Annotated in this window: 17 protein-coding genes and 2 tRNA genes; 13 read left to right on the top strand and 6 right to left on the bottom strand. The window is 50.8% G+C overall.

The window, feature by feature from the left end; all coding sequences use genetic code 11:
• Positions 1–231 precede the first annotated feature (231 nt).
• Both JMW05_RS05470 and ygfZ read right to left on the bottom strand, forming a co-directional pair.
• Positions 232–1,569 carry a D-amino acid dehydrogenase gene (locus JMW05_RS05470; protein WP_201504347.1) on the bottom strand — a complete coding sequence of 446 codons (1,338 nt, stop codon included), beginning with the start codon at positions 1,567–1,569 and terminating at the stop codon, positions 232–234.
• Positions 1,570–1,623: 54 nt separating this feature from the next.
• The gene (gene ygfZ / locus JMW05_RS05465; RefSeq protein WP_201504346.1) at positions 1,624–2,361 is read right to left on the bottom strand and encodes a CAF17-like 4Fe-4S cluster assembly/insertion protein YgfZ; all 738 of its coding nucleotides are present in this window, start codon (positions 2,359–2,361) and stop codon (positions 1,624–1,626) included.
• A gap of 322 nt (positions 2,362–2,683) precedes the next feature.
• Here ygfZ and JMW05_RS05460 point away from each other — a divergent pair, with 322 nt between their 5' ends.
• From JMW05_RS05460 to JMW05_RS05425, 8 genes are all read left to right on the top strand, one after another.
• A complete protein-coding gene (locus JMW05_RS05460) occupies positions 2,684–3,034 on the top strand; it encodes a zinc ribbon domain-containing protein YjdM (protein WP_201504345.1) in 351 nt (116 codons plus the stop codon).
• Between the two features lie 87 nt (positions 3,035–3,121).
• The gene (gene hemL, locus JMW05_RS05455; protein WP_201504344.1) at positions 3,122–4,426 is read left to right on the top strand and encodes a glutamate-1-semialdehyde 2,1-aminomutase; all 1,305 of its coding nucleotides are present in this window, start codon (positions 3,122–3,124) and stop codon (positions 4,424–4,426) included.
• Positions 4,427–4,688: 262 nt separating this feature from the next.
• Complete coding sequence (ppx, locus tag JMW05_RS05450; RefSeq protein WP_201504343.1) at positions 4,689–6,221, top strand: exopolyphosphatase; 1,533 nt, start codon at positions 4,689–4,691, stop codon at positions 6,219–6,221.
• A gap of 187 nt (positions 6,222–6,408) precedes the next feature.
• Positions 6,409–7,215, top strand: a complete 807-nt coding sequence (locus JMW05_RS05445; RefSeq protein WP_201504342.1) for an acetyl-CoA carboxylase carboxyltransferase subunit alpha — start codon at positions 6,409–6,411, stop codon at positions 7,213–7,215.
• A 39-nt stretch (positions 7,216–7,254) separates the two neighbouring features.
• Complete coding sequence (gene tilS, locus JMW05_RS05440) at positions 7,255–8,724, top strand: tRNA lysidine(34) synthetase TilS (RefSeq protein ID WP_201504341.1); 1,470 nt, start codon at positions 7,255–7,257, stop codon at positions 8,722–8,724.
• Between the two features lie 160 nt (positions 8,725–8,884).
• Positions 8,885–9,715 (top strand): pyrroline-5-carboxylate reductase, encoded by an 831-nt coding sequence (gene proC / locus JMW05_RS05435; protein ID WP_201504340.1) that lies wholly within the window; start codon positions 8,885–8,887, stop codon positions 9,713–9,715.
• 154 nt (positions 9,716–9,869) lie between these two features.
• On the top strand, positions 9,870–10,409 hold the full coding sequence (locus JMW05_RS05430) for a YggT family protein (RefSeq protein WP_227691452.1): 540 nt from the start codon (positions 9,870–9,872) through the stop codon (positions 10,407–10,409).
• A gap of 446 nt (positions 10,410–10,855) precedes the next feature.
• Positions 10,856–11,914 (top strand): 4-oxalomesaconate tautomerase, encoded by a 1,059-nt coding sequence (locus JMW05_RS05425; protein ID WP_201504338.1) that lies wholly within the window; start codon positions 10,856–10,858, stop codon positions 11,912–11,914.
• Positions 11,915–12,110: 196 nt separating this feature from the next.
• Here the strand turns inward: JMW05_RS05425 and JMW05_RS05420 are convergent, their stop codons facing one another.
• From JMW05_RS05420 to JMW05_RS05410, 3 genes are all read right to left on the bottom strand, one after another.
• Complete coding sequence (locus tag JMW05_RS05420; RefSeq protein ID WP_201504337.1) at positions 12,111–14,153, bottom strand: tripartite tricarboxylate transporter permease; 2,043 nt, start codon at positions 14,151–14,153, stop codon at positions 12,111–12,113.
• Between the two features lie 185 nt (positions 14,154–14,338).
• Entirely contained in the window at positions 14,339–15,481 is a 1,143-nt protein-coding gene (locus JMW05_RS05415) for a Bug family tripartite tricarboxylate transporter substrate binding protein (RefSeq protein WP_201504336.1), read from the bottom strand.
• A 254-nt stretch (positions 15,482–15,735) separates the two neighbouring features.
• The gene (locus tag JMW05_RS05410) at positions 15,736–16,536 is read right to left on the bottom strand and encodes a hydroxymethylpyrimidine/phosphomethylpyrimidine kinase (RefSeq protein WP_201504335.1); all 801 of its coding nucleotides are present in this window, start codon (positions 16,534–16,536) and stop codon (positions 15,736–15,738) included.
• Between the two features lie 280 nt (positions 16,537–16,816).
• Between JMW05_RS05410 and JMW05_RS05405 the strand changes: the two genes are divergently transcribed.
• From JMW05_RS05405 to JMW05_RS05395, 3 genes are all read left to right on the top strand, one after another.
• Positions 16,817–16,906, top strand: a tRNA-Ser gene (locus tag JMW05_RS05405).
• 171 nt (positions 16,907–17,077) lie between these two features.
• Positions 17,078–17,154, top strand: a tRNA-Arg gene (locus JMW05_RS05400).
• A gap of 270 nt (positions 17,155–17,424) precedes the next feature.
• Positions 17,425–18,060 carry an RDD family protein gene (locus tag JMW05_RS05395; protein WP_201504334.1) on the top strand — a complete coding sequence of 212 codons (636 nt, stop codon included), beginning with the start codon at positions 17,425–17,427 and terminating at the stop codon, positions 18,058–18,060.
• A gap of 119 nt (positions 18,061–18,179) precedes the next feature.
• Here JMW05_RS05395 and JMW05_RS05390 read toward each other — a convergent pair whose 3' ends face one another.
• Complete coding sequence (locus JMW05_RS05390; protein ID WP_201504333.1) at positions 18,180–19,163, bottom strand: calcium/sodium antiporter; 984 nt, start codon at positions 19,161–19,163, stop codon at positions 18,180–18,182.
• Between the two features lie 266 nt (positions 19,164–19,429).
• Here JMW05_RS05390 and JMW05_RS05385 point away from each other — a divergent pair, with 266 nt between their 5' ends.
• Both JMW05_RS05385 and JMW05_RS05380 read left to right on the top strand, forming a co-directional pair.
• On the top strand, positions 19,430–21,007 hold the full coding sequence (locus JMW05_RS05385; protein ID WP_201504332.1) for an ABC transporter substrate-binding protein: 1,578 nt from the start codon (positions 19,430–19,432) through the stop codon (positions 21,005–21,007).
• Positions 21,008–21,137: 130 nt separating this feature from the next.
• The gene (locus tag JMW05_RS05380; protein ID WP_201504331.1) at positions 21,138–22,067 is read left to right on the top strand and encodes an ABC transporter permease; all 930 of its coding nucleotides are present in this window, start codon (positions 21,138–21,140) and stop codon (positions 22,065–22,067) included.
• Positions 22,068–22,098: the final 31 nt, after the last annotated feature.

The following is a 22,098-nucleotide window of genomic DNA, read 5'->3' as shown; positions in this document are numbered from 1 at the left end:
GCTTGTTAAGTAATATAAAAAAAATAGTGCACCCTGTCTGTATGCACAATGTTGATAGTGTATCTCAATAACGGATAAATGCGAACAAATGTTATTATCAGCGCGGTTATGTAGCGAAGGGCGGGCGTTATGCTATAGATACGTAATTGACGGTTAAGTTGGCATGGTTTTTCAGTGGATTTATCACGGTTTTATAAGACGATTTCACTCATTGGCTAATAAAAAATCTCTTTAGCGAGCAACAAAATCAAAATCCACGTCAGGCACTTGTCCTTGAATCAGTAGGCTGATGGCTTTGGCTGAGCCGCAGGCGTGTGTCCAGCCGAGCGTGCCGTGTCCTGTATTCAGCCACAGATTGTCGAAGAGGGCAGGCGCGGCATGTTGCTGTTGATAGCTGCCGTGGCGCACCACGCCCGTATGCGCGCGCCCAATCAATGGTACGTTTGAGGGCGTCATTGGGCGCAGTCCTGTCCAGTATTGCACTGAGGAAGCGATGATGCCTTTGGGGAACAGCTGCTGCACACGCGTCGTAATCGCCTCACAGCGGGTGGCGTTCAGCTCTAGATTAAAGCCATTAAACTCCGCCGTGCCTGCCACACGCAGCTTGTCACCGAGGCGCGACATGACGAGCTTATACTCATCATCAATCATACTGACAAAGGGCGCAAGGTGCGGAGCGCGCGGATTGACTTGATAGGTGGCGGAGTAGCCTTTGGCAGGAAAAATAGGCAGCTGGATGCCGAGTGGTGCGGTGAGCGCAGGACTGTAGCTGCCCAATGCCAGCACGTAGCTGTCCGCGCAAAAACTCTGCGTGTTTTCACCCTTTGGGCGGATGGTCACGCTATGGATGCGCGGCTGGTTACTGCTGCGCTCCTTGTCCAGATTGAGCGCGATAATCTCGGTATCGTACAAAAACTGCACGCCCGCCTCCACGCAGCGCCCCGCCAAGCGCTGGGTAAATAGATGCGCATTGCCCGATTCGTCATGGCTGGTATAGGTTGCGCCGACCAGTTTGTGCGCGATGGGGTAGAGCGCAGGCTCAAGGCTGACGGCGTTATTGATGTCAATGATTTGTCGCTCGCAGCCAAGGCTTTGCATGCGCATGGTGGGCGCAATCGCCGCGTCAAACTCCGCCTGACTGGTATAAAAGTGCATGATACCGCGTGTCTGCTGCTCGTAGTCGATACCAGTCTCGGCGCGCAGCGTTTGCAGGGCGGTGCGCGAGTACAGACCCAAATGTACCATCTGTACCAAGTTGGCATCGGCACGGGCGGCGCGGCACTCTTGCAAAAACTGCATGGTCCATTTCATCTGCGCTTTGTCTGCGCGCAGACGAAATAGGAGCGGCGCGTCTTCTTTTAACAGCCACTTTAGGGCTTTTTTGGGTGTCGCGGGCGTTGCCCATGGGGTGGCGTGCGAGACTGAAATCTGCCCGCCATTGGCAAACGAGGTCTGCATTGCGGCAGCAGATTCGCGCTCTATCACGGTCACATCATAGCCTGCCTGACGCAGATACCATGCGGTGGTGACCCCCACCACGCCTGCACCCAATACCGCAATATGTGTCATAGCTTCTCACTCATGTTTACCGTTATCTGCCGCTCACTATCATACCGTCTGTTGTTACTTACGGCGTGCCACGTCCGCTTGCAATGCCTCAGGCAAGTCCAAGACCTGCAAGTCACTCTCAGCCAGCTTTTCAGGGCGGGCGATGACCAAAGCGACAAAGCCACCATCGACAGCACGGACATTGACCACGTGGGCGTGCTCAAGTTTGTCACCCGCGTTTGGTGCTGCGCCTGTACCCTTAACATAATGCAAAAACGCCTTGGGCGCCGCTTTAAAATAAATGCGTGCAATCACTTCTTGCCCCAAATAGCATCCCTTATCATAGTCCACACCGCCGCGCTGATGTAGGCGCAGCTCTTGCGGCTGGAACATGTCTTGGGTCGCGGCAGTAATCCAATAATTGCCCGTCTCAAGGCTACGCGCCACCCATGCCGCCGTGTCCTCGTCGCGGTTATGGTCTTCAAGATGGCTAAAGGTCGGCTCATCGCTCAGCACACATGGATAAATAGGCTCAGGCGCACTGGTGGTAAATTTAGAAAATGCACCAAATTTACGCAAATGCTGCTGCAAGGCATCGCCGCAGTCGGTGCTGATGACGATATCAAAGTGCTTTTCGGCTTGTTTTTTTATCCAAATACCAAAGCTGATGCGCCCTTTGAGATTGCTAATCGCGGTTGGCTGATAGCTCAGACCCAATTTGCTGACATCAGCGGTTAATTGCCCTTGCAAAAACTTTTCGGCGTCTTCGCCTTGCAAGCTGAACTGTACAAACTGTGGCTTCTCGGCGTTCATAAAGATTGTCCTTATTTGATTTGTTATGTGCTGCGGTGATCAAGCGCTGCTGTCTGTGACGGCAAAATAAGCAGCCGTCGGCGCGCGCCTGCCGTGATGTGCCTACTATGATGGGTATCAATGCCCCAAAATCCATATCCTACGCGCAAAAATGTGTGCTTTTTTACGGATAGGTGCGTCATCAGGCATTGATTTGGCGCAGCAAGTCTCTGCCGCTATGATAACAAGATACGCCTGCATTGGTGAAAGCATGTGACATAGGCTACAATAAGCGCACAACAGCACCGCAATCCCTTTTGTCCCCTACGATATCGAGAATACTATGAGTCTACCAGCCTGTCCTGCCTGCGCGGCAACCTATACCTATGAAGATGGCACGCTACTGGTGTGCCCGATGTGCGCCCATGAGTGGACGGCAGCGGATACCGACAGCGGCAATGACGAGACGGATGCGGTGATTCGTGATGCGGTCGGCAACGTGTTACAAGATGGTGACGCGGTGACGGTCATTAAGGATTTAAAAGTTAAGGGATCGTCCACACCTATTAAGGTAGGCACGAAAGTCAAAAGCATTCGCCTACTACACGATGCGCCCGATGACCACGATATTGATTGTAAGGTCGATGGCTTTGGTGCTATGAAACTCAAATCCTCGGTAGTCAAAAAAGCATAAGAGCCGCATGCATTGAGGCGTGATGCTACTGACCGCTTTTGCGTCCGTATTGGCTTACCTTAACAAAAAATAAGACAGAGCATGATTATGAGCACAAAAAACGAACAACTTTTTGCCCAAGCCCGTAAGCACATTCCAGGCGGCGTTAACTCGCCTGTCCGCGCCTTTGCGGGCGTCGGTGGCACGCCAATTTTTATCCACCGCGCTGAAGGCAGCAAAATCTACGACACCGAAGACAATGCCTATATCGACTACGTAGGCTCGTGGGGACCGATGATTTTGGGTCACGCGCATCCTAAAGTGATTGACGCGGTCAAACGTGCCGCCGAAGATGGCTTGAGCTTTGGTACGCCAACGCCATTTGAAACCACAGTCGCCGATAAAATCTGCGAAATCGTCCCAAGCGTCGAGATGGTACGTATGACCAACTCAGGCACTGAGGCGACCATGAGCGCCATCCGTTTGGCGCGTGGCTACACAGGGCGTGACAAGATTGTCAAATTTGAAGGCTGCTATCACGGGCATTCAGACAGCTTACTGGTCAAGGCAGGCTCAGGCATGCTCGATATCGGTGAGCCAACCTCAAAAGGCGTGCCTGCGGATTTTGCCAAGCACACCATCACCTTACCGTACAACGACCCACAAGCGATTAAAGACTGCTTTGAAAAGTGGGGCGAGGACATCGCAGGCGTCATCGTTGAGCCTATCGCGGGCAACATGAACATGATTATCCCTGAGCAAGACTTTCATGACACTTTGCGCGAGCAGTGCACCGCACACGGGGCGGTACTGATTTTTGATGAAGTGATGACGGGCTTTCGCGTGGGTCTGGGCGGCGCACAAGCGCACTTTGGTATTGAGCCTGATTTGACTTGTTTTGGCAAAATCATCGGCGCAGGCTTGCCCGTGGGCGCGTTCGGCGGTAAAGAAGAAATCATGTCGTGCATCGCACCCCTTGGCGGCGTGTATCAGGCGGGCACACTCTCAGGCAACCCACTTGCCATGCGTGCAGGTATCGCCATGTTTGAAGATTTAACCGTGGATGGTTTTTATGACACCTTAGCGGACAAAGTGACCAAGCTGGTGGACGGCATCCAAGCTGCCGCTGACCGTCATGGCATTGCCCTGCGCACCAACACACTCGGCGGTATGTTCGGCATGTTCTTCGTGCAAGACGAAAACAGCACCACGCCAAGCAACTTTGATGAAGTCACGCAGTGCGACATGACCATTTTTAATACCTTTTTCCATGGCATGTTAGCGCAAGGCATCTATCTTGCACCATCGGCGTATGAAGCGGGCTTTATCTCAAGCAAGCACACCGATGCCGATATCGACGCGACCATCAACGCAGCGGACGCGGTGTTTGCGCGTATGGCGAGCGCGGCGTAACGCACGTATTTGTCTTAAGTAGTCAAAAAACAGCACTTATTGGGTGCTGTTTTTTTTTGCGTGTGGGTGTGGTCTGTTGCCCTGTAATATTGCCTGCTTGCCTGTATTTGGCATAAATGCTTTAATGACAACACTTACCGTCTATCGGTAGGACAGTCGGCAGCGCATTGCTGCCACTGTGCTGCGGTCTTGATACCCTGACCCCCAATTTGCGCAGAGATGAGGCATTTTTTTGCGCCCTTATTAGGTGACCTTTTTAGCTATGGATAATATCGACTCTGCTACGACCCCGCTGGATGATGACGCGCTGATGGCCGCCATCGATATTGGCTCCAACAGTTTTCACCTAGCGATTGCGCGTCTTGACCATGATGAGGTACGCAAAATCGTCTCAATGTCTGAAAAGGTGCAGCTCGCTGCAGGTCTGGATGCCAACAATTATCTTAGCGATGCGGCCATCACCCGCGGTATCGATTGTCTCAAGCGCTTTGCCGCGCGGCTGGAGGCCATTCCCGCAAGCCGTATTCGAATTGTCGCGACCAACGCGCTGCGCCGCGCCAAAAACGCCGACGTCTTTATCAAACAAGCCAACACCATCTTGCCAAAGCCTATCGAAGTGATTGCAGGGCGAGAAGAGGCGCGTCTGATTTATTTGGGCGTCTCGCACACCAATGCCAGTAGTGATAAGCGCCTCGTATTTGATATCGGTGGCGGCTCGACAGAATTTATCATCGGGCAAGGCTTTGAGCCGATTTTGACCGAAAGCTTGCAAATGGGCTGTGTCGCCTTTACCAAGCAGTTTTTTGCCGATGGCAACATCACGGAATCGGCGTTTAAACAAGCCTTTGCTGCTGCCCGCCGTGAAGTGTTGGTCATCAATGGTCAGTACCAAAAGGCAGGCTGGAGCAGCGTTATCGGCTCAAGCGGTACGATTAAAGCGGTGCGTAATGTGCTGGTGGACAAGGGCTGGGCAGACGACCAAGAGTGCGTGACCTATAGCGGCGTCAAAAAGCTCGAAAAATTGCTGATTAAAATCGGGCACACCGACAACATTGAGCTGACAGGCGTCAAAGAGCATCGTAAAGCGGTGTTTCCTGCTGGGGTTGCGGTATTGCGCGCCGCGATGGAAGTCTTGGGCATTGAAGCGCTCAGCTACTCAGATGGCGCACTGCGTGAGGGCGTGATGTATGACATGCTTGGGCGCTTTGCCAGCGAGGATGTGCGTGACCGTAGCGTTGAGGCGCTGATGACCCGCTATTCGGTGGACAAAAAACAAGCCAAGCAAGTGGTCAAAACCAGTCTGCGCCTGTTTGAGCAGGTCGAGGAGACGCTAAAGCTCAGTCAAGAAGATGAAGACTTGCTGCGCCGCGCCGCATTTTTGTATGAAATCGGTCTTGCCATCAGTCACAGCAACTATCACCGTCATGGCGCGTATTTGCTTGAGCATGCGGACATTCCAGGGTTTTCGCAAGTGGACCAAAAGCGCATGGCGCAGCTGCTGCTTAGCCACCGCCGCAAGCTTAAAACCGATATTTTAGAGCAGACACAAGCGATTGGCGGCAAATCACTCGTCTATCTGTGCTTGCTATTGCGCCTTGCCGTATTGGCGCACCACAGCCGCACCCGTTACAAGCCGCCGATTATGACGCTGAGCATCACCGCAGAGGACGTCTGGCAGGTTTGCGTCAATACCGACTATGAGCATCATGCGTTTTTGTTGTCGGACTTGAGCGCCGAGGTGGAGCAGTTTGCCAAGTGGGGCATCACGCTGTGCGTCACGCACGATGGTGAATAATTGGGGCGCTTTTTTATGCCACCTGTCAGAACGGCGTCGCAACAAAAGCCAGCAGCCGAGTAATGCCTTGGCAAATGAGATATGCTACTATAGCCAATATTGAGTTTACAGTTGTACTTTTTTAATTGCACATCATCTTGCTATCAGCGCCCCTTATTCGCGTTGATACGATAAAAAGGAATCGTCTATGAGTACCGTCTGGGATAGCGTTCAGCTGGCACGACATGCCAAACGTCCATTGTTTATGGACTATGTCAACAAGTTGTTCACAGAGTTTGACCTGTTGCACGGTGATCGCGCCTATGCTGATGACAAAGCCATCATGGGTGGTCTTGCGCGTTTTAATGGCAAGCCAGTCATGGTCGTCGGACAGCATCGCGGCCGCAGCACCCGCGAGCGTATCGAGCACAATTTTGGTATGGCAAACCCTGAAGGCTACCGCAAAATCATTCGTTTGGCGAAGATGGCTGAGCGTTTTGACATTCCTGTGATGACCTTTGTCGATACCCAAGGCGCATACCCTGGCGTGGGCGCAGAAGAGCGTGGTCAAGCGCAAGCGATTGCCGAGAGCATCGCGGTATTCTCAAGCCTAAAAGTGCCTGTGATTGTGACCGTCATCGGTGAAGGCGGCTCAGGTGGCGCGCTTGCCATCGGGGTCGGCGACAAAATCAACATGCTGCAAAACAGCATCTACTCGGTCATCTCGCCAGAAGGCTGTGCGTCCATCTTATGGAAAACTGCCGAAAAAGCCCCCGATGCCAGTGAAGCGCTGAAACTGAACGCCGTGAACCTGCATGACTTGGGTCTGATTGATGAAGTCATTGAAGAGGGCGAAGGCGCGCACGTGCACCCACAGCCTGTGATGGATGACCTCAAAGCGCTATTGGCTAAGCAGCTCGATGAGCTGGTCGATATGGACGCCGATGCCCGCTGTGAGCTGCGCTATCAAAAATTCAAAGCCTTTAATTCAGAAGTGATGTTGCCTTGCGCGTAACGCGCCAACGCTGACAGTCTATGTGGATGACGTGCGTGCATGCAAACCGATACCACCATCATGCCTTATCCTGTGACTGTCAGCGGTCCTGATACGCCGTTGTCTCATCCGCTGGCAGCGGCGTTATTAACCAGTATCGATGATTATCACCCCCAGCTGCGCGGTCGCCGCGTATGGCTGGCCTGTAGTGGTGGGCGCGATTCTATGGCGCTCGCTGCGGTCTGCGCCGCCTTATATCGGCAAGGGGCATTGCCGTTTTTGCCGCAGCTGTTGCACGTTGACCACGGTATACAAGCGGTCAGCAAAACGTGGGCAACGCACGTACAAGCGTGGGCGGAGGCGCAAGGGCTGTCTTGCCACATACTGCGCGCACAGGTCTTTGGTGATAACGAGCAGGCGGCGCGTACCGCCCGCTATCACGCCATGCAAGCGCATCTGCGTCAAGACGATGTACTGATGCTCGCGCACCATAGCGATGACCAAGCCGAAACGCTGCTGATGCGCCTGATACAAGGCGCAGGCGTACAAGGGCTGGCAGGCATGCAGCCATGGCGCGTGCAAGAAGCGGACACAGGACGCTATCAGCTGTGGCGACCGTGGCTGGGTGTGCGCCGTGCGGCTCTCAGTCGTTACGCTGAGTGCCAGCAGCTGCCCTATATCAATGACCCGACCAACGACACAGGTGACAATCAGCGCAGCCAGCTGCGCCGCGATATTATGCCTGCGCTGACCGCACTCAATCCCCAAGCGATTGATAATATCACGCGCAGTGCCGCGCTATTACGCGATGCCGCAGACACCGTACAGACGCAAGCAAAATCTGACATTGCGCAGGCCCTCATCGATACCGAGACCTATCCGCCTTACCAGCGTGGATTGTCTGTCTCCACCTTGCAGGCATTACCTAGAGCGCGCTTACGTCAGTGCTTGCACACGTGGCTGACACTTGATGAGCCGCTGCCGCCGCCTAAGCAATACATCGATGATGTCGGCGCTTTGGTAGTGCGCCGTGACGCCAATCATCAGACCGCTCTTTATTGGCAAGCATCTGAGCGCGGCTATCACGTACGCCGTTATCAAGACACGCTGTATCGCTTGGACAGCGCGTGGCTTTCGTGGCTGGCACTGCCTATCACATCGCAGCGCCTTCTGTTAAATCACAGCACGCAAACACAATCGATTATCTTGCGTGCAGATAGCCTGTGCCGTTGGCAAGTGCGCGTGCAGGCGACCGCAGAAGCAACAAACAGCACCCTGCATATCCAAGCGCTCACCCGTGATGTCTCGGTAAAAACCACCCGCATGAACCACCCACAGCGCGGCAAAAAACTCTATCAGCGTCTCGGCATTCCGATGTGGTTACGCGGTAGTATCGCCATCATAAGCATGACTGACACCGATGGACACACCACACCGATTGCCCTTATTAGCCCCTATCACCTCTGGCCACTATCGACCAAAACTGACGCAGTACACTGCGAGACGTTGCTGTCTTTTATTGCGGAATAGGTCGTTTTTTCACTTAAAAAGGTATTGCGCTCAGTAGGTGACAGGCGCAACCCTGCGCGCGCCAAAACATCGATAAGCCCCATATCGATATGCTACACTAGGTGTCATTTTATAACGCGCTGTATCGCGTACGTTTTACATTTGCCAATAGGGGACAGTTATGTCAGTACTAGATGACAAAAAAATCAGCTTTATCGGTGCCGGTAACATGGCACAAGCACTTATCAGTGGTCTTGTGGCGTGTGGTGTAAAGCCAAGTAACATTACGGCGGCCGATCCGAATGCCGATGTACGCGAGCAGCTGTCGGCAAAAGGTCTGCAAACCGTAGACCCAACCGCAGACGCCACCAAAGCGGTGGTCGATGCCGACGTGGTGGTATTGGCGGTCAAGCCGCAGGTCATGAAAGCAGTGGTCAGCGGCTTTAAAGACGTGCTGGACAAGCAGCTTATCGTCTCTGTTGCTGCAGGTCTGTCAACCGATATCATCGCTGACATGCTGGGCGGCTATCAGACCATCGTACGCGCCATGCCAAACACCCCATCCATGATTCAGATGGGTGCAACAGGCTTGTACGCGACAGACGACATCAGCAGTGAACAAAAAGACCTTGCCGAAGCGGTCATGGCAGCCTCAGGTCTGGTGATGTGGGTCAATGATGAAGAACACATGCACGCGGTCACCGCCGTCTCTGGCTCAGCACCTGCCTATATGTTCTACTTTATCGAATCGATGGTCGATGGCGCGGTGGCACTAGGACTGGATAAACAACAGGCCTCAGCGCTTGCCATGCAAACCATGCTGGGCGCGGCGACCATGAGCCTACAAAGCGACGACAGCCCAGCAGAATTGCGCCGCAAAGTGACCTCACCAAACGGCACCACGCAAGCGGCGATTGAGTCGATGCAGGCCAATGACATCGGTCGTCAGATTGCCGAAGCGATGACCGCGTGCTACCAGCGCAGCCAAGCGCTGAGCGAAGAGATGAAATAAACGCTCTATCGTGTACTGTGATGCCGCGCTCGCTGCGAGCCTCACTATCTAGAAGTCCTGCTGTGCGGTGTGCGCTGCCCAACCAAAGGCACAGTCCACCTCACGGCGCATTGAGTAGCCATTCATGAATGACGTGTTGTTAACGACTTTTGATATGATAACCACCTTGGCGATGATGCTGGTGTTTATCCGTTTTATGCTGCAATTTGCGGGTATGGATGCGCGTGACCCTGTGGCGCATGCGGCGTATCGCGCCACGCACATTGTCGATGTGTTTGGGCGGATTTTTCCGACCGTCGGGCACGGGCGCATCAGTACCGCCGCGATTGTGCTGATGTTTTTGATTCGCCTGATTGACATCTCAGGCAAGGCGGCGCTGACGCATCACGGTATCGGACCGATACAGCTGTTCTTTACCGGCTCGCTCAGTCTGATACTCGACTTTTTGCAGATGTGCCGTTACTTGGTCATCGGCTCTATCATCGTCAGCTGGATTGTGGTATTGACCAACAATATGCACCCGATTTTGGGTCTGATTGTCCGTGTGGCGGAGCCAATTTTAGCGCCGTTTCGCCGCATCACGCCGAACCTTGGTATGATTGACTTATCACCGATGGTCGCATTTTTTGTGTTTTATTTGCTTGAGATGATTATCGGCAGTATCGCAGGCAATATGCTGCCGATGCTCGGCTAAGCCGCGATTGCTCGAAAGCCAAACATAAAAAACGCGCTCAGCAACTGGGCGCGTTTTTTTATGGCGAAAACCTTTTAATAGGCTGATAACAATAAGCCGCACTAAGACTTAGAGACTGTATTCTTGCCCTTCTGCACTGAACCAATCTATAAAAATAAAACATAGCATGCGCTTTAGAAAAAGCCAGAATTGAGCTAGACTCATTATGAGTTCGTAGAACAAAGTGCAGCAGCTGTGCACAATGCGTTAAAACAAGATGGCTCCATTGTCTACTTAAATTGAATAAAGTGATGACAGCTTTTATACATGCACTGAACCTAAACCGCTTTATCTTTAATGACACGTGATTTGAAAACTAAGGATAAGGGACTATCCGTTTATTGCTTTAGAAGATGTATTGATACTCTGGCAATAAGCATAATGAACACAGTATATAGAGAACGATTATGAAAAATACAATCCCCTGTATGATTATCCGTGGTGGTACATCAAAAGGCGTATATCTGCGCCAAAGTGACCTCCCGACCGACATACAAGAACGTGACAACATCCTAACGACCATCATGGGTAGTGGTGATGCCTCTCAAATTAACGGGCTAGGCGCTGCAACCAGTGTGACCAGCAAAGTGGGCATCGTTTCAAAATCTAAGCGTGAAGGCGTAGATTTTGATTATTTGTTTGCCCAAGTAGGTATCGAGAAAAAAATCGTTGATACCACGCCGTCATGCGGCAATATTCTATCGGGCATTATCTGCTTTGCCAGTGAAATGGGAATGCTTGAGCTTACTGAAGGCACGACGACAGTCACCGTATTCAATGTGAATACCAACAGTTTGATTGAAGTCACTGCCGAAACCCCAAACAAAGAGCTTAAATTTGATGGTGACACCGAAGTGTCTGGCGTACCAGGTACGGGCTCACCAGTCAGCTTGAATTTCAGTCAAGTCGAAGGTACCAAAACAGGCAAAATCTTCCCGACAGGCAACAAGCAAGACACCATCAATGGTATCAACGTCACGTGCATCGATGTGGCCATGCCTATGGTACTGTTTAATGCAGAAGACTTGGGTTTGCAGGGCAACGAAGACAAAGCCACGCTAGACGCCAATAAAGCGCTCTTTGACATCATCGAACCTATTCGCTGTAAAGCGGGGGAAATGATGGGACTTGGTGACGTATCAGACAGCGTTGTCCCTAAAATGGGTATCCTCTCAAAACCCACAGGCAAAGGAAACATCACCTCTCGCTACTTTGTGCCTGACAAGTGCCATGCCAGTCATGCGGTCACAGGCTCTATCTGCGTATCTGCCGCCAGTAAAATCGAAGGTACGATCGCAAATCCACTATACAAAGATGACGGCAAAGACGTGGTGACCATCGAGCACCCCTCAGGGTTTATCAGCGTCGATATCATCTGCGAGCCGCAAGCAGACTCTTATGTCATCAAGCGCGCTGCCTTGGTACGTACCGCGCAGCCACTGATGAAAGGTGACGCGTATTTTTAATCATGCCTAGCTTTGATTCAATAGCTTAATAAAGCAGTTGGCATGTAAGAGGGGCAGATACTTTGAGTATTTGCCCCCCTTTTTTTGCCACTAGCTTCGTAAATAACAAAAGCCCTTTGTCACAAACAAAGGGCTTTTATTTATTTAACAACGTATCAAAACTACCTAATTAAACGGCACTTTTCATCCGCTATCATTATAGGAAGTTTTCCATAATATAGCCTTCTGGCAAGTGCAAGCTGAGCAGTTCACTCATATACCATAAGCTTGATAGAGCAATTACGGTAATTAACAAGGTTTTCCAAATGGGTGGATGTACCTTGATATGAATGGTTGCGATAAATAGCACGGCAAGCGATGGAATAAAGCCAAAGAACCATGTGGTAAAGATGAATAACGGCAGTAATAGGAAGTTTTTCCAAAGACTGGTCCAGTCCTCTTTTAACTTACCGTTTTCATCCGTAACCGCCACTGTCAGAATGTCTGGCTGCTTGTTCTTATTGGTCAATTGCCACAGCAGTACGATACCACTTACCAGCATAATGCCAGCAATCGCCATTGGGAAAATACCACCCAAGAAGCGCAATGAGCTAGAGCTGATCAATGCAAAAGCAGCGAAAGCCAATACGGCGATCGTAAATATCAACTCGCCAGTGATGAATGAATAACGATGTGGGTTCTCTTCAGCTTCTGTGCTTGGACGTTGTATCTCGCCACCAGCAGCCACGTCACCCTCACGATTTTCTTCAACTTCATCGACTTCTAAGCTGACGCGCTTAGCAACACGGCGTTTTAGTATCACACTCACGAAGAATGAAACGACCATCAAGCCAATCAAGAACATCACGCCTGGACGCTCTAACATGCCCCAGCCATAGAACTGAACCGCTTGATAGTAGTAAGTCTCTACTGTCGCCGCCAATACGAAGCCGATAAGCAAAGCAGGACGTGACCAGTCAAAGTACTTAAACAAACAGCCGACTGCGCCCAAGACCACAAGCAAAATCAAATCTTCGATACTGCGTGTTGCCTGTAGTGCTGCAAAGAAAACAATCATCAGCATGAACGGGGCAACATAGCCGTATGGAATGGTGGTGATTTTTGAGATTTTGTTCGACATGAGCAAACAGGTTAACGTACCAATGACGTTAGCAAGTGCCAATGACCAGATGATGGTATAGGTGATATTTAGGTTTTCGCCGACCATACTTGGGCCAGGCTCAATCCCTAGAATGGTCAACGCCCCTAGGAATACCGCCATCGAGCCACTACCAGGAATACCGAACAGCAAGGTTGGTACCAGACCACCGCCTTCTTTGGCGTTGTTGGCGGATTCAGGTGCGATTACCCCACGGACATCGCCTTTACCAAACTGGCTTTTGTCTTTAGAAGACTGCACGATGTGACCATAAGCAATCCAGTCAACCACACTACCGCCAAGACCTGGAATAGCACCAATCATGGCACCCAAGGGCGCACAGCGGGCGACAATCCATTTGTTTTTGATAACGTCTTTAACGCCTTGTGTCCAGCCACTACCGACGGTGGTGTCTTTTGCAATTCGTTGGTTCTGAATCAACAAGTCAACAATCTCAGGAATAGCGTAAATACCCAGACCCAAAATAACCAGCTTAATACCGTCATAGAGATAGAAAATATCCATCGCCATACGAGATTCACCCGTAGCTGGCGCAGAGCCGATAGAGCCAAGCAGCAAGCCCACACCAGCAGCGAGTAAGCCCTTAATCAAGCTATTACCGCTGAGCACGCCCACCATACTCAAGCCAATGAGGCCTAAGATAAACAGCTCTGCAGAACCCAGCTGCGTGATTAAGTCACGCGCAAAGATGATAAATACCGATAAGAACAACGCACCAAGCAAACCGCCAATCATTGAAGCGAAGAATGCTGCACCTAACGCGCGCGCCGCTTCACCTTTTTGCGCCATCGGGTAACCGTCCAAAACGGTTGCCTGTGACGCGGATGACCCTGGAATACCCATGAGTACGGAGGTGAAAGTATCAGAAGTCGGTATCACCGATACCATGCCGATAAGCATTGCTAATGCTGATGTGGTGTCCATACCGTATAGGAATGGCAATAAGATAGAAAAGCCGACAATCCCGCCAAGACCTGGCAAAATGCCGATTAGGATGCCTAAGAAGACACCTACCAACATATACATGATATGTTGGACAGACAATAAGTCTGTAAATGCACTAAGTATGATTTCAAACATAAGTTTCTCGTCTAATTTTGTATTGCAGTGTAGGTCAGTGCCCATAAACGAGAACAGAAAAATTCAGCTTATTTTAACGCTTTAATCTAACCTACGCAGTCCCTTAACATGCCCTCAAAAAAAGCTCCGCCATAACGCTATGGCTGGAGCGGGTCTTTTTGAGTAACAAATCCATTTATAAAAAATTAGTCAAACTCGGTAACTTGATAGTTAGTACGCAACCAATCTTGAATCCATTTGCGGCTGTCGTCGCTGAATTTGGTTGCTTCAGTTTTGATTTCGTCAGCTTCTGCACCAACGATCTGTTTGTAATCACCCAACTCTTCTTTGCTGGCTGCTTCAAACCCAGGATCAGAAATGACTTTTTGCATTGCGTCGTTATACGCTGCAACGACGTTATCAGGCGTGCCTTTTGGAAGAACGATCATTTTTTGCGCTGGGAAACTGGCTACGAAAATTTTCTTCCATGTTTCGTAAGCTTCACCACTCAAATCTTCACCTTTGATTTGCTTATACACTTCACCAAAGTGTGGCAAATCAGGGAAGGTTGGATCACGTTGTAGGTTACCTTGCTCATCAAGCGTACCAAATACGAACAGTGGTATTGCCTTGCCAGACTCTACGTCAGGAACAACGTCTGTTAAATAAGCAGATGAACTCTGGAAATCCAAGTTGGTCTCGCCACGCATTAACGCCAAGCGCGTGTCTTTTTTACCTTTCATACCAAATACGGTTTGCGGTTTAACGCCTAATAGGTCAAGCGCGAGTAGCGGTACCAAATCCATAGAGGTTGGACCTTGGCTACCGAATACCAGTTTAGATGGGTCAGTTTTGACCAAGTCAGCAACGTTTTTGATGCCCGTATCTGCGGACACGTACACCACGCCGTCTGTTGGGGATGCCACAACAGCTTGCCAGTCTTCGTAGTTGTATTCGACGCGTTTGTCACCCAACAAGAAAGGAATTTGTGACGAAGCCGATGATGCCAAAATCATCATGCCGTCTTTGGTTGCACGTTGGGTAAAGAAGTTTGAGCCTTTAGTAGAGCCACCACCTGGCATGTTTTTGATGATGATGTTTGGCTCTCCTGGGAGATTTTTTGACAATAGCGGCGCGTAGAAACGCGCCCATTTATCTGTACCGCCACCTGCGTTGTAAGGAACGATAAACTCAATGTTTTCGCCTTTAAAATCAACTGCAGCATCGCCTGCCGCTGCCTTGTCTTCCTGACCGCAGGCTACCGCAAGCATAGATATAGCACTGACGGCCATAATTTTGACAGATTTACTCCACATTTGTGAAACTGTTGGGGACAGTGTAATAGCCATTGTATGTAACTTCCTTGTTCAGATCATATAAGAAACTATTTGATATAGACATATAAATATCTATATCAGACAGTCGCTGCCTACATCATTTATATAGGTTGTGTTACGCTCTGTCAAGGCTTGAGGCGGATTGAAGCTTCCCAACAGCGGAAGAAATTCGACTATTAACAAGTAATTGCAGTTTGATGCGTCAAAAAACACCGTTTCACCTCACTATAACGGTGTTATAAAGTGACTATACAATAGTGAGGATGCTATTCGCCTATAAAAGCAAAGCGCTTAGGAATCTTTTGCGCGTCCACGTCATCAGGATGCGGCACGTCCGCAGCTTGCAAGGTCGGGATAATCCATGTATCCGCTGCGGTGACGGCATCTACAAGCGTATCCCCAAGCGCCAAGCGACCCGCGATAAAGCTGGCAAGCGAGCAGCCTGAGCCGTGAAACTCTCCTGCCAAGCGCGGCAAAACGCTCTCGTGTACCATCTTGCCTTCGATATACAAATATTGATGGATATCACCGCTGTCGTAGTCATGCGAGGTCTTGACCAGCACCGCATGCACACCTTTATCACAAAGATATTGTGCCGCTTCATGTAAGTCCGCTTTGCCTGATAACGCGCGCAGCTCGTGCGTATTTGGCGTTATCAAGGTCGCGTAGGGCAATAATGGCTGGAACGCTTGCACCAAGGTGGCAGGGTCACCCAAGCTGCCGCCGCTATTGGCGACCAAAACAGGATCAAGCACAAACGGTATGCCTGCTTGAATTGCGCCTTTGGCGAACAATTCGGTCAGCAGCTCGATATTGTCGGTCGTGCCCAGCATCCCTGATTTAATCGCGGCTACGGGTAAGTCCTCGAGCACGGCGAGCGCTTGCGCGCGCACGTCAGCAGCTGAAGTTGCCGTAAAGCCAAACACGGCTTGCGAGCTTTGAAAGGTGAGCGCCGTACAGGCAATCGCCGCGTGCGCCCCTGCTTGCCCGATAGATTCAATGTCCGCCTGCAAGCCTGCACCGCCTGAGGGGTCAAGTCCCGAAAAACACAGCACCACTGGACGCATAAACGCTCCTTATCTTTTTCTACAGCCAATATGATTTAACAATAGCCTCAGTCTAGCACACGCCCTCTATCAGCAGCGCGCGCTGCGGGCACGGCAGCAATAAAAACTGCCTATAATCGATGGTATATACGCGGCTACATATGGTATCTGGGTGTTTTATCAATAAGGACAAAAGAAAATACCGACAGCGCTTGCATTTTATTTTTGCTTTGATATAATCATTGCCCACAACGTAGGACGTATCTTTAGCAAAGGTACACAAACAGTCTTATATTGTTTCGGTGAAGTGGGTGAGTGGCTGAAACCAGTTCCCTGCTAAGGAACCATACGTTAACGCGTATCGAGGGTTCGAATCCCTCCTTCACCGCCATCATTTAGCTGTTATGGCACTGAATAAATGATTGGCAAACACTGCTTTTATTAAAATCAAAAAAATTTGAATTTAATAAAAAAAGTGATTGACAATAAAAATATTCACTATATAATAGCCAACGAAATTTACGAGAAGTGGTTAACACAGACCGTAGATACGATGCAAAAAGCGCCTGTAGCTCAGTTGGATAGAGCACTTGGCTACGAACTAAGGGGTCGGGAGTTCGAATCTCTCCAGGCGCACCATTGCATTGACCGCGTTTTTAACGCACTAAATTAATCGCCATGTCATATGACATTCGGGCGATTTTTTTACGTCTGCTGTTTTTATTTCTCCGCATTGCTTTGTCTGTTTTCTCTTTTACATCACGCTGCCTTATTTTTTGACGCTTGCTGCTTTTCGTTTATTGACGGCTATTGGCATTGGCTGCGCTTATCCGCGCTATAGTTACCGATAGATGCGTAAAATACGCTACAATATCCGCCATTATTTATTGCTGGTAATGAGCTTGTATCATGTCAAAACGTAAATCTGCCGCCAAAGCACCACCACACGCTGCCGAGCCACCTGTCGACACGCCCAGTATCGCCAAGCCGACGACGCGTCTGGTGGCGATTGTGTATGATGGGATGCTGATTTTGGCATTGCTCTTCTTGGTGGGCACGATATTGACGGTTATCGGCACGCTATTGACCATGCAGACGGGGGTCAACTCGGACGAGGCGCGTACCTTACCGACGTGGTATCAAAATGGGGTGATGACGCCTGCGTTTGTATTAACCTTGGTTGGTTTTTATGGGCTGTTTTGGCGACGCGGCGGGCAGACGCTTGGCATGCAGACGTGGCGACTCAAAACGCTAAACGAGCAGGGGCGCTTATTGACGTGGGGCGAAGCGTTTAAGCGTATTTTGGCGGCGTGTTTGATGCCTGCGATTTTTGCGTTTATTGGCGGTTTGGTTGATGGCTCACGTGCCGCGATACTCACCAGTGCGTTTTTGGGACTCATGTTTAACTACGTGTTTTGCGCCTTTAACCGCCGAGGTCTTGCGGTACAAGACATGCTGTCCAATACCGTGACCTTAAAGATGCCCAAACAAGAACACGAAGGCTTATGGAAAACCATCCGTAACCGTAAAGCCAATAAAAAATAAGTCGCGTCTTCTATCTGTGCCAACGCGCTGCATCAGTAGTCACGCGCTACCGCACAGACACAAAAAAGCCGCCCTATACTCTAGGACGGCTTTTTTTATTGTGTGATAAACGCGCAATCTTATAGGCTTACGCTTTCTATCAGCCACGTGGTGTAGCCCAAAAAGCACAGGACCAAGGTCGAGCCTGAAAGGCGACCAAAACGGCGCTTGCTCATCACCGCGCCTACACATAGAGCGAGCAGCAATAGCGTTAGTCCTGCCATCACCAACACGTCGCGTGAGAACATGGCGCTGCTGACCGAAATCGGCGCTATCACTGCCGCCAAGCCCACCACACCTAAGGTGTTAAAAATATTCGAGCCGACGATGTTGCCCAATGCCATGCCGTGCTCCCCGCGGCGCGCTGCGGTGATGCTGGCGACCAGCTCAGGCAAGGACGTACCAATAGCGACAATCGTCAAACCGATAATCAGCTCACTCAAACCCCACAAGGTCGCAAGCTCAATCGCGCCCCAAACAACCGCGCGCGAGCTGATGACCAAAAGTACCAAGCCGATAATCAGCGAAAAGGTACTGCTTTTCATTTGTTCTGCAGACAATTCGTCCGTTTGCGCCATGCTGTCCGTTTCGCCCGCATGTAGCGCAGCGGCTTGCTCGCGCTTGCCCAAGACGATTTGCATGCCCAGCACACCGATTAACATCGCAACCAGCACCATACCATCGACCAACGTCACCACACCGTCATACAGCTGCCATGCGGCAACGCCCGTCACCAGCAGCAATAAGGGCAAATCGCGCTTAATCACACCGCGCTCAATCAGCACAGGGCTGATCAGGACTGTCAAACCCAGTACCAAGGCGATGTTCATGATATTAGAGCCGTAAGCATTACCCAGTGCCAGCTCAGGGCTGCCGTCTAAGGCGGCCAATGCCGAAACCACCAGCTCAGGGGCAGAGGTGCCCAGTCCAAGAATCAAAACCCCAATCAAAAAACTGGGAACGTTAAATTTTTGGGCAATTACGGTTGCCCCATCAATGAATTTGTCCGCACTCCATACCAATACTGCCAAGCCTGCCACAATGGCAATGACCGCAAGCCCCATGAGATTTTGCTCCTTATTGAGAAAATAGCGCCAACATAGGCGTTGGCGTCATAATAAAACCACCTTTGGATGATTTTTATTGATAATAGCACGGCTATCTGTATCGCCTTTTACATAAGCGTAAGTTTTTTGCTAACGACGACCTCTTTACTTGCGCATTTTTACTTACTACTAAATGAGCATTTAGCGCTTGATAAATGTTTCCTTTTACTTTCTTTTGTTATAGTATAACACTTCCTTAATGTTATGTTATAACGGTTCAATATATGAAAAAGACGGCTATTGTGTCCGCGCTGCTGATATTGGCAGGACTTGCGTGGTATGTGTTTAGCAATAACAGCACGGCAAAAACAGGGACGAATGGGGTAAGCAGTGCGGCAGCGGGAGATGCGGACAAGGGGCAGAACTTGATTGTGGTCACGCCGTGGGAGCTGACCTCGCTCGACACCAGTACCACAGGCTTTATTTTTCAGCGGATGCAGCTGGCAGAAACACTGGTGGACGCCAGTCAAGATGCCCAGCTACAACCGATGCTGGCAAAAAGTTGGTCGAGCAATGATGCAGGCGATGTCTGGACGTTTGTATTGCGTGATGGCGTGCAGTTTCATAACGGCGCGCCGCTAACGGCTGCTGATGTGGTTAAAAGTCTGACGATTGCGCTACAAAAACCGACCGCGCTCAAGGCGGCGCAGATTGCCGATATTCGTGCTATTGATGATAAGACAGTCGAGCTGACGCTGGAGAAGCCATTGATGTCGCTGCCTGCGTATCTGGCGCATGCGACCAGCATGATTTTATCGAGCGCGTCGTTCGCGGATAACGGCGAGGTAACGCAGCTGATTGGCACAGGTCCGTACCAATTAACGCGCTTTGAGCCGCCGCAAAAGCTTGAGCAGCAAGCCTTTGCAAACTATTGGGGCAAGCCTGCCAAGATTAAAAATGTCAGCTATCTGGCGAACAGCCGCAGCGAAACGCGCACGCTGCTCGCGCAAAGTAAGCCCAACTATTTGGTGTTTACCCTAGACCCTGCGAGCCTCAATCGCCTGCAACAAGACCCCAATGTGCAAGTGGTCTCTAAGTCACTGGCGCGCACCATTCAATATAAAGTCAATGCGGACAATCCGCTGTTCCGTGATGTCAATGTGCGCCAAGCGCTGAGCGATGCCATCGACCGTCAAGGCATCGCCCAATCAGTGATGCATGTCAAAAAAGCGGCTGCCGAGCAGATTTTGCCGCCTATTTTTGCCGATTGGCAGATTCCCGCGCCAACCAAGCAGCCTGACCCTGCTGCGATTAAGCAGCGCCTGATTGATTTGGGCTTTACTGTTGATGACCAAGGCATGCTGTACAAAGATGGTAAGCCGTTTGCATTTACCTTGCGCACCTTTTCTGACCGTCCTGAGCTGCCACTGATTGCCACCGCCTTGCAAGCGCAGTGGAAAAAAATCGGTGTGGCGGTCGATGTGTCGGTAGGTAACTTTTCTGAGATTCCTTCAGGGCATCAAGACGGCAGCCTAGAGATGGCGCTGTATGCGCGTAACTATGGCTTGACGCCCGACCCTGTCGGCTCGCTGCTTGAAGACTTTGCGCCCGCGGGCAGTGATTGGGGGGTCATGAACTGGCAGTCGCCCGCGTTGAATACAGACTTGCAGGTATTAGAGACCAGCACCGCGCCTGAGCATGCCACCAAGCAGCAAATCTCAAAGATTATCCATGACGCGCGTCCCATCACCCCTGTGGTGTATTACCAACAAAACGCCGCCGCGCATACTTCTTTGCAAGGCTTAGAGATTGATGCCTTAGAGCGCAACTTTTATTTAAGCAAACTGTCTTGGGCAGAATAACCCTTGTGTAAATACAGCGTACGTATGCGGATGGGTATGCAGTACGGGCGCTGATATTAGTTGATGTGAAGACAAGCCAAGCGAAGTTAAGCGAAGACAAGAACTAACCAAAAATAAATGATGGGGTGCTATGCCAAAACTCATGTTGCGTTATGTATTACAGCTGCTGCTGGTCGTGTGGTCGGTGGGTACGCTGACCTTTGTGTTGACGCGCAGCTTGCCTGGGGATATGGCGTATCGGATTGCCGCCAGTCGTTACGGCTACGACCAGACGGATGCAGCCGCCGCGGCGCTGGTGCGCTCGGAGCTGGGTCTGGATCAGCCATGGTGGCACAGCTATGCCAGCTGGTTTGGGGATTTGTTGCAGCTCAAGCTCGGCAACTCTTTGGTCAGTGGCGATCCTGTATGGGCGGAGATTGCGCATCAGTTCGGGCATACGCTGGCGTTGGCGCTGGTTGCTTTGGTGATGTCGTTTTTTATTGGTCCACCGCTGGGGCTGCTCGCCGCGCAAAAACCCAATGGCATCATTGATCGTTTGACCTTGGTGGTCAGTACCGTGGTGCGCTCATCGCCGATTTTTATTGTCGGTATTGTGCTGATGCTCCTACTCGCAGTTGAGGTCAAATGGCTTCCCGCCGCAGGGTATGGTACGCCTCAGCATTATATTTTGCCTGCATTGACCTTGGCCATTGGCTTGTCGGCGGTGTCGATGCGCGTCAGTCGGCATGCCATGGTGCAGGTACAGACCTCGGAGTATTACACCTTTTCGCGCTTAAAAGGGCTGAGTGAATGGACGACCTTTTGTCGCCACGGTCTGCGCAATGTGGCGATTCCGATTTTGACCTACCATTTGGTGCAGCTGGTGTTTTTGATTGAGGGCGTGGTGATTGTGGAGAGTCTGTTTGCATGGCCTGGCAGTGGGCATGCGCTGGTACATGCCATCGTGGCGCGTGATGTGCCGATGATTCAGGGCACGGCGCTGGTGATGGGCGCGCTGTTTGTGCTGCTTAACATCGTGGTGGATTTACTTAGCGCGCTGATTGACCCACGTATGTCGTAGCGATGATGTCGGCTAAATAAGCCGCGCACGA

The sequence above is a fragment of the Psychrobacter aestuarii genome, from assembly GCF_904846035.1.
Taxonomy (GTDB): Bacteria; Pseudomonadota; Gammaproteobacteria; order Pseudomonadales; family Moraxellaceae; genus Psychrobacter; species Psychrobacter aestuarii.
The sequence above is the reverse complement of the archived record's forward strand: the minus strand, read 5'-3'. Positions and strand labels throughout refer to the sequence as shown.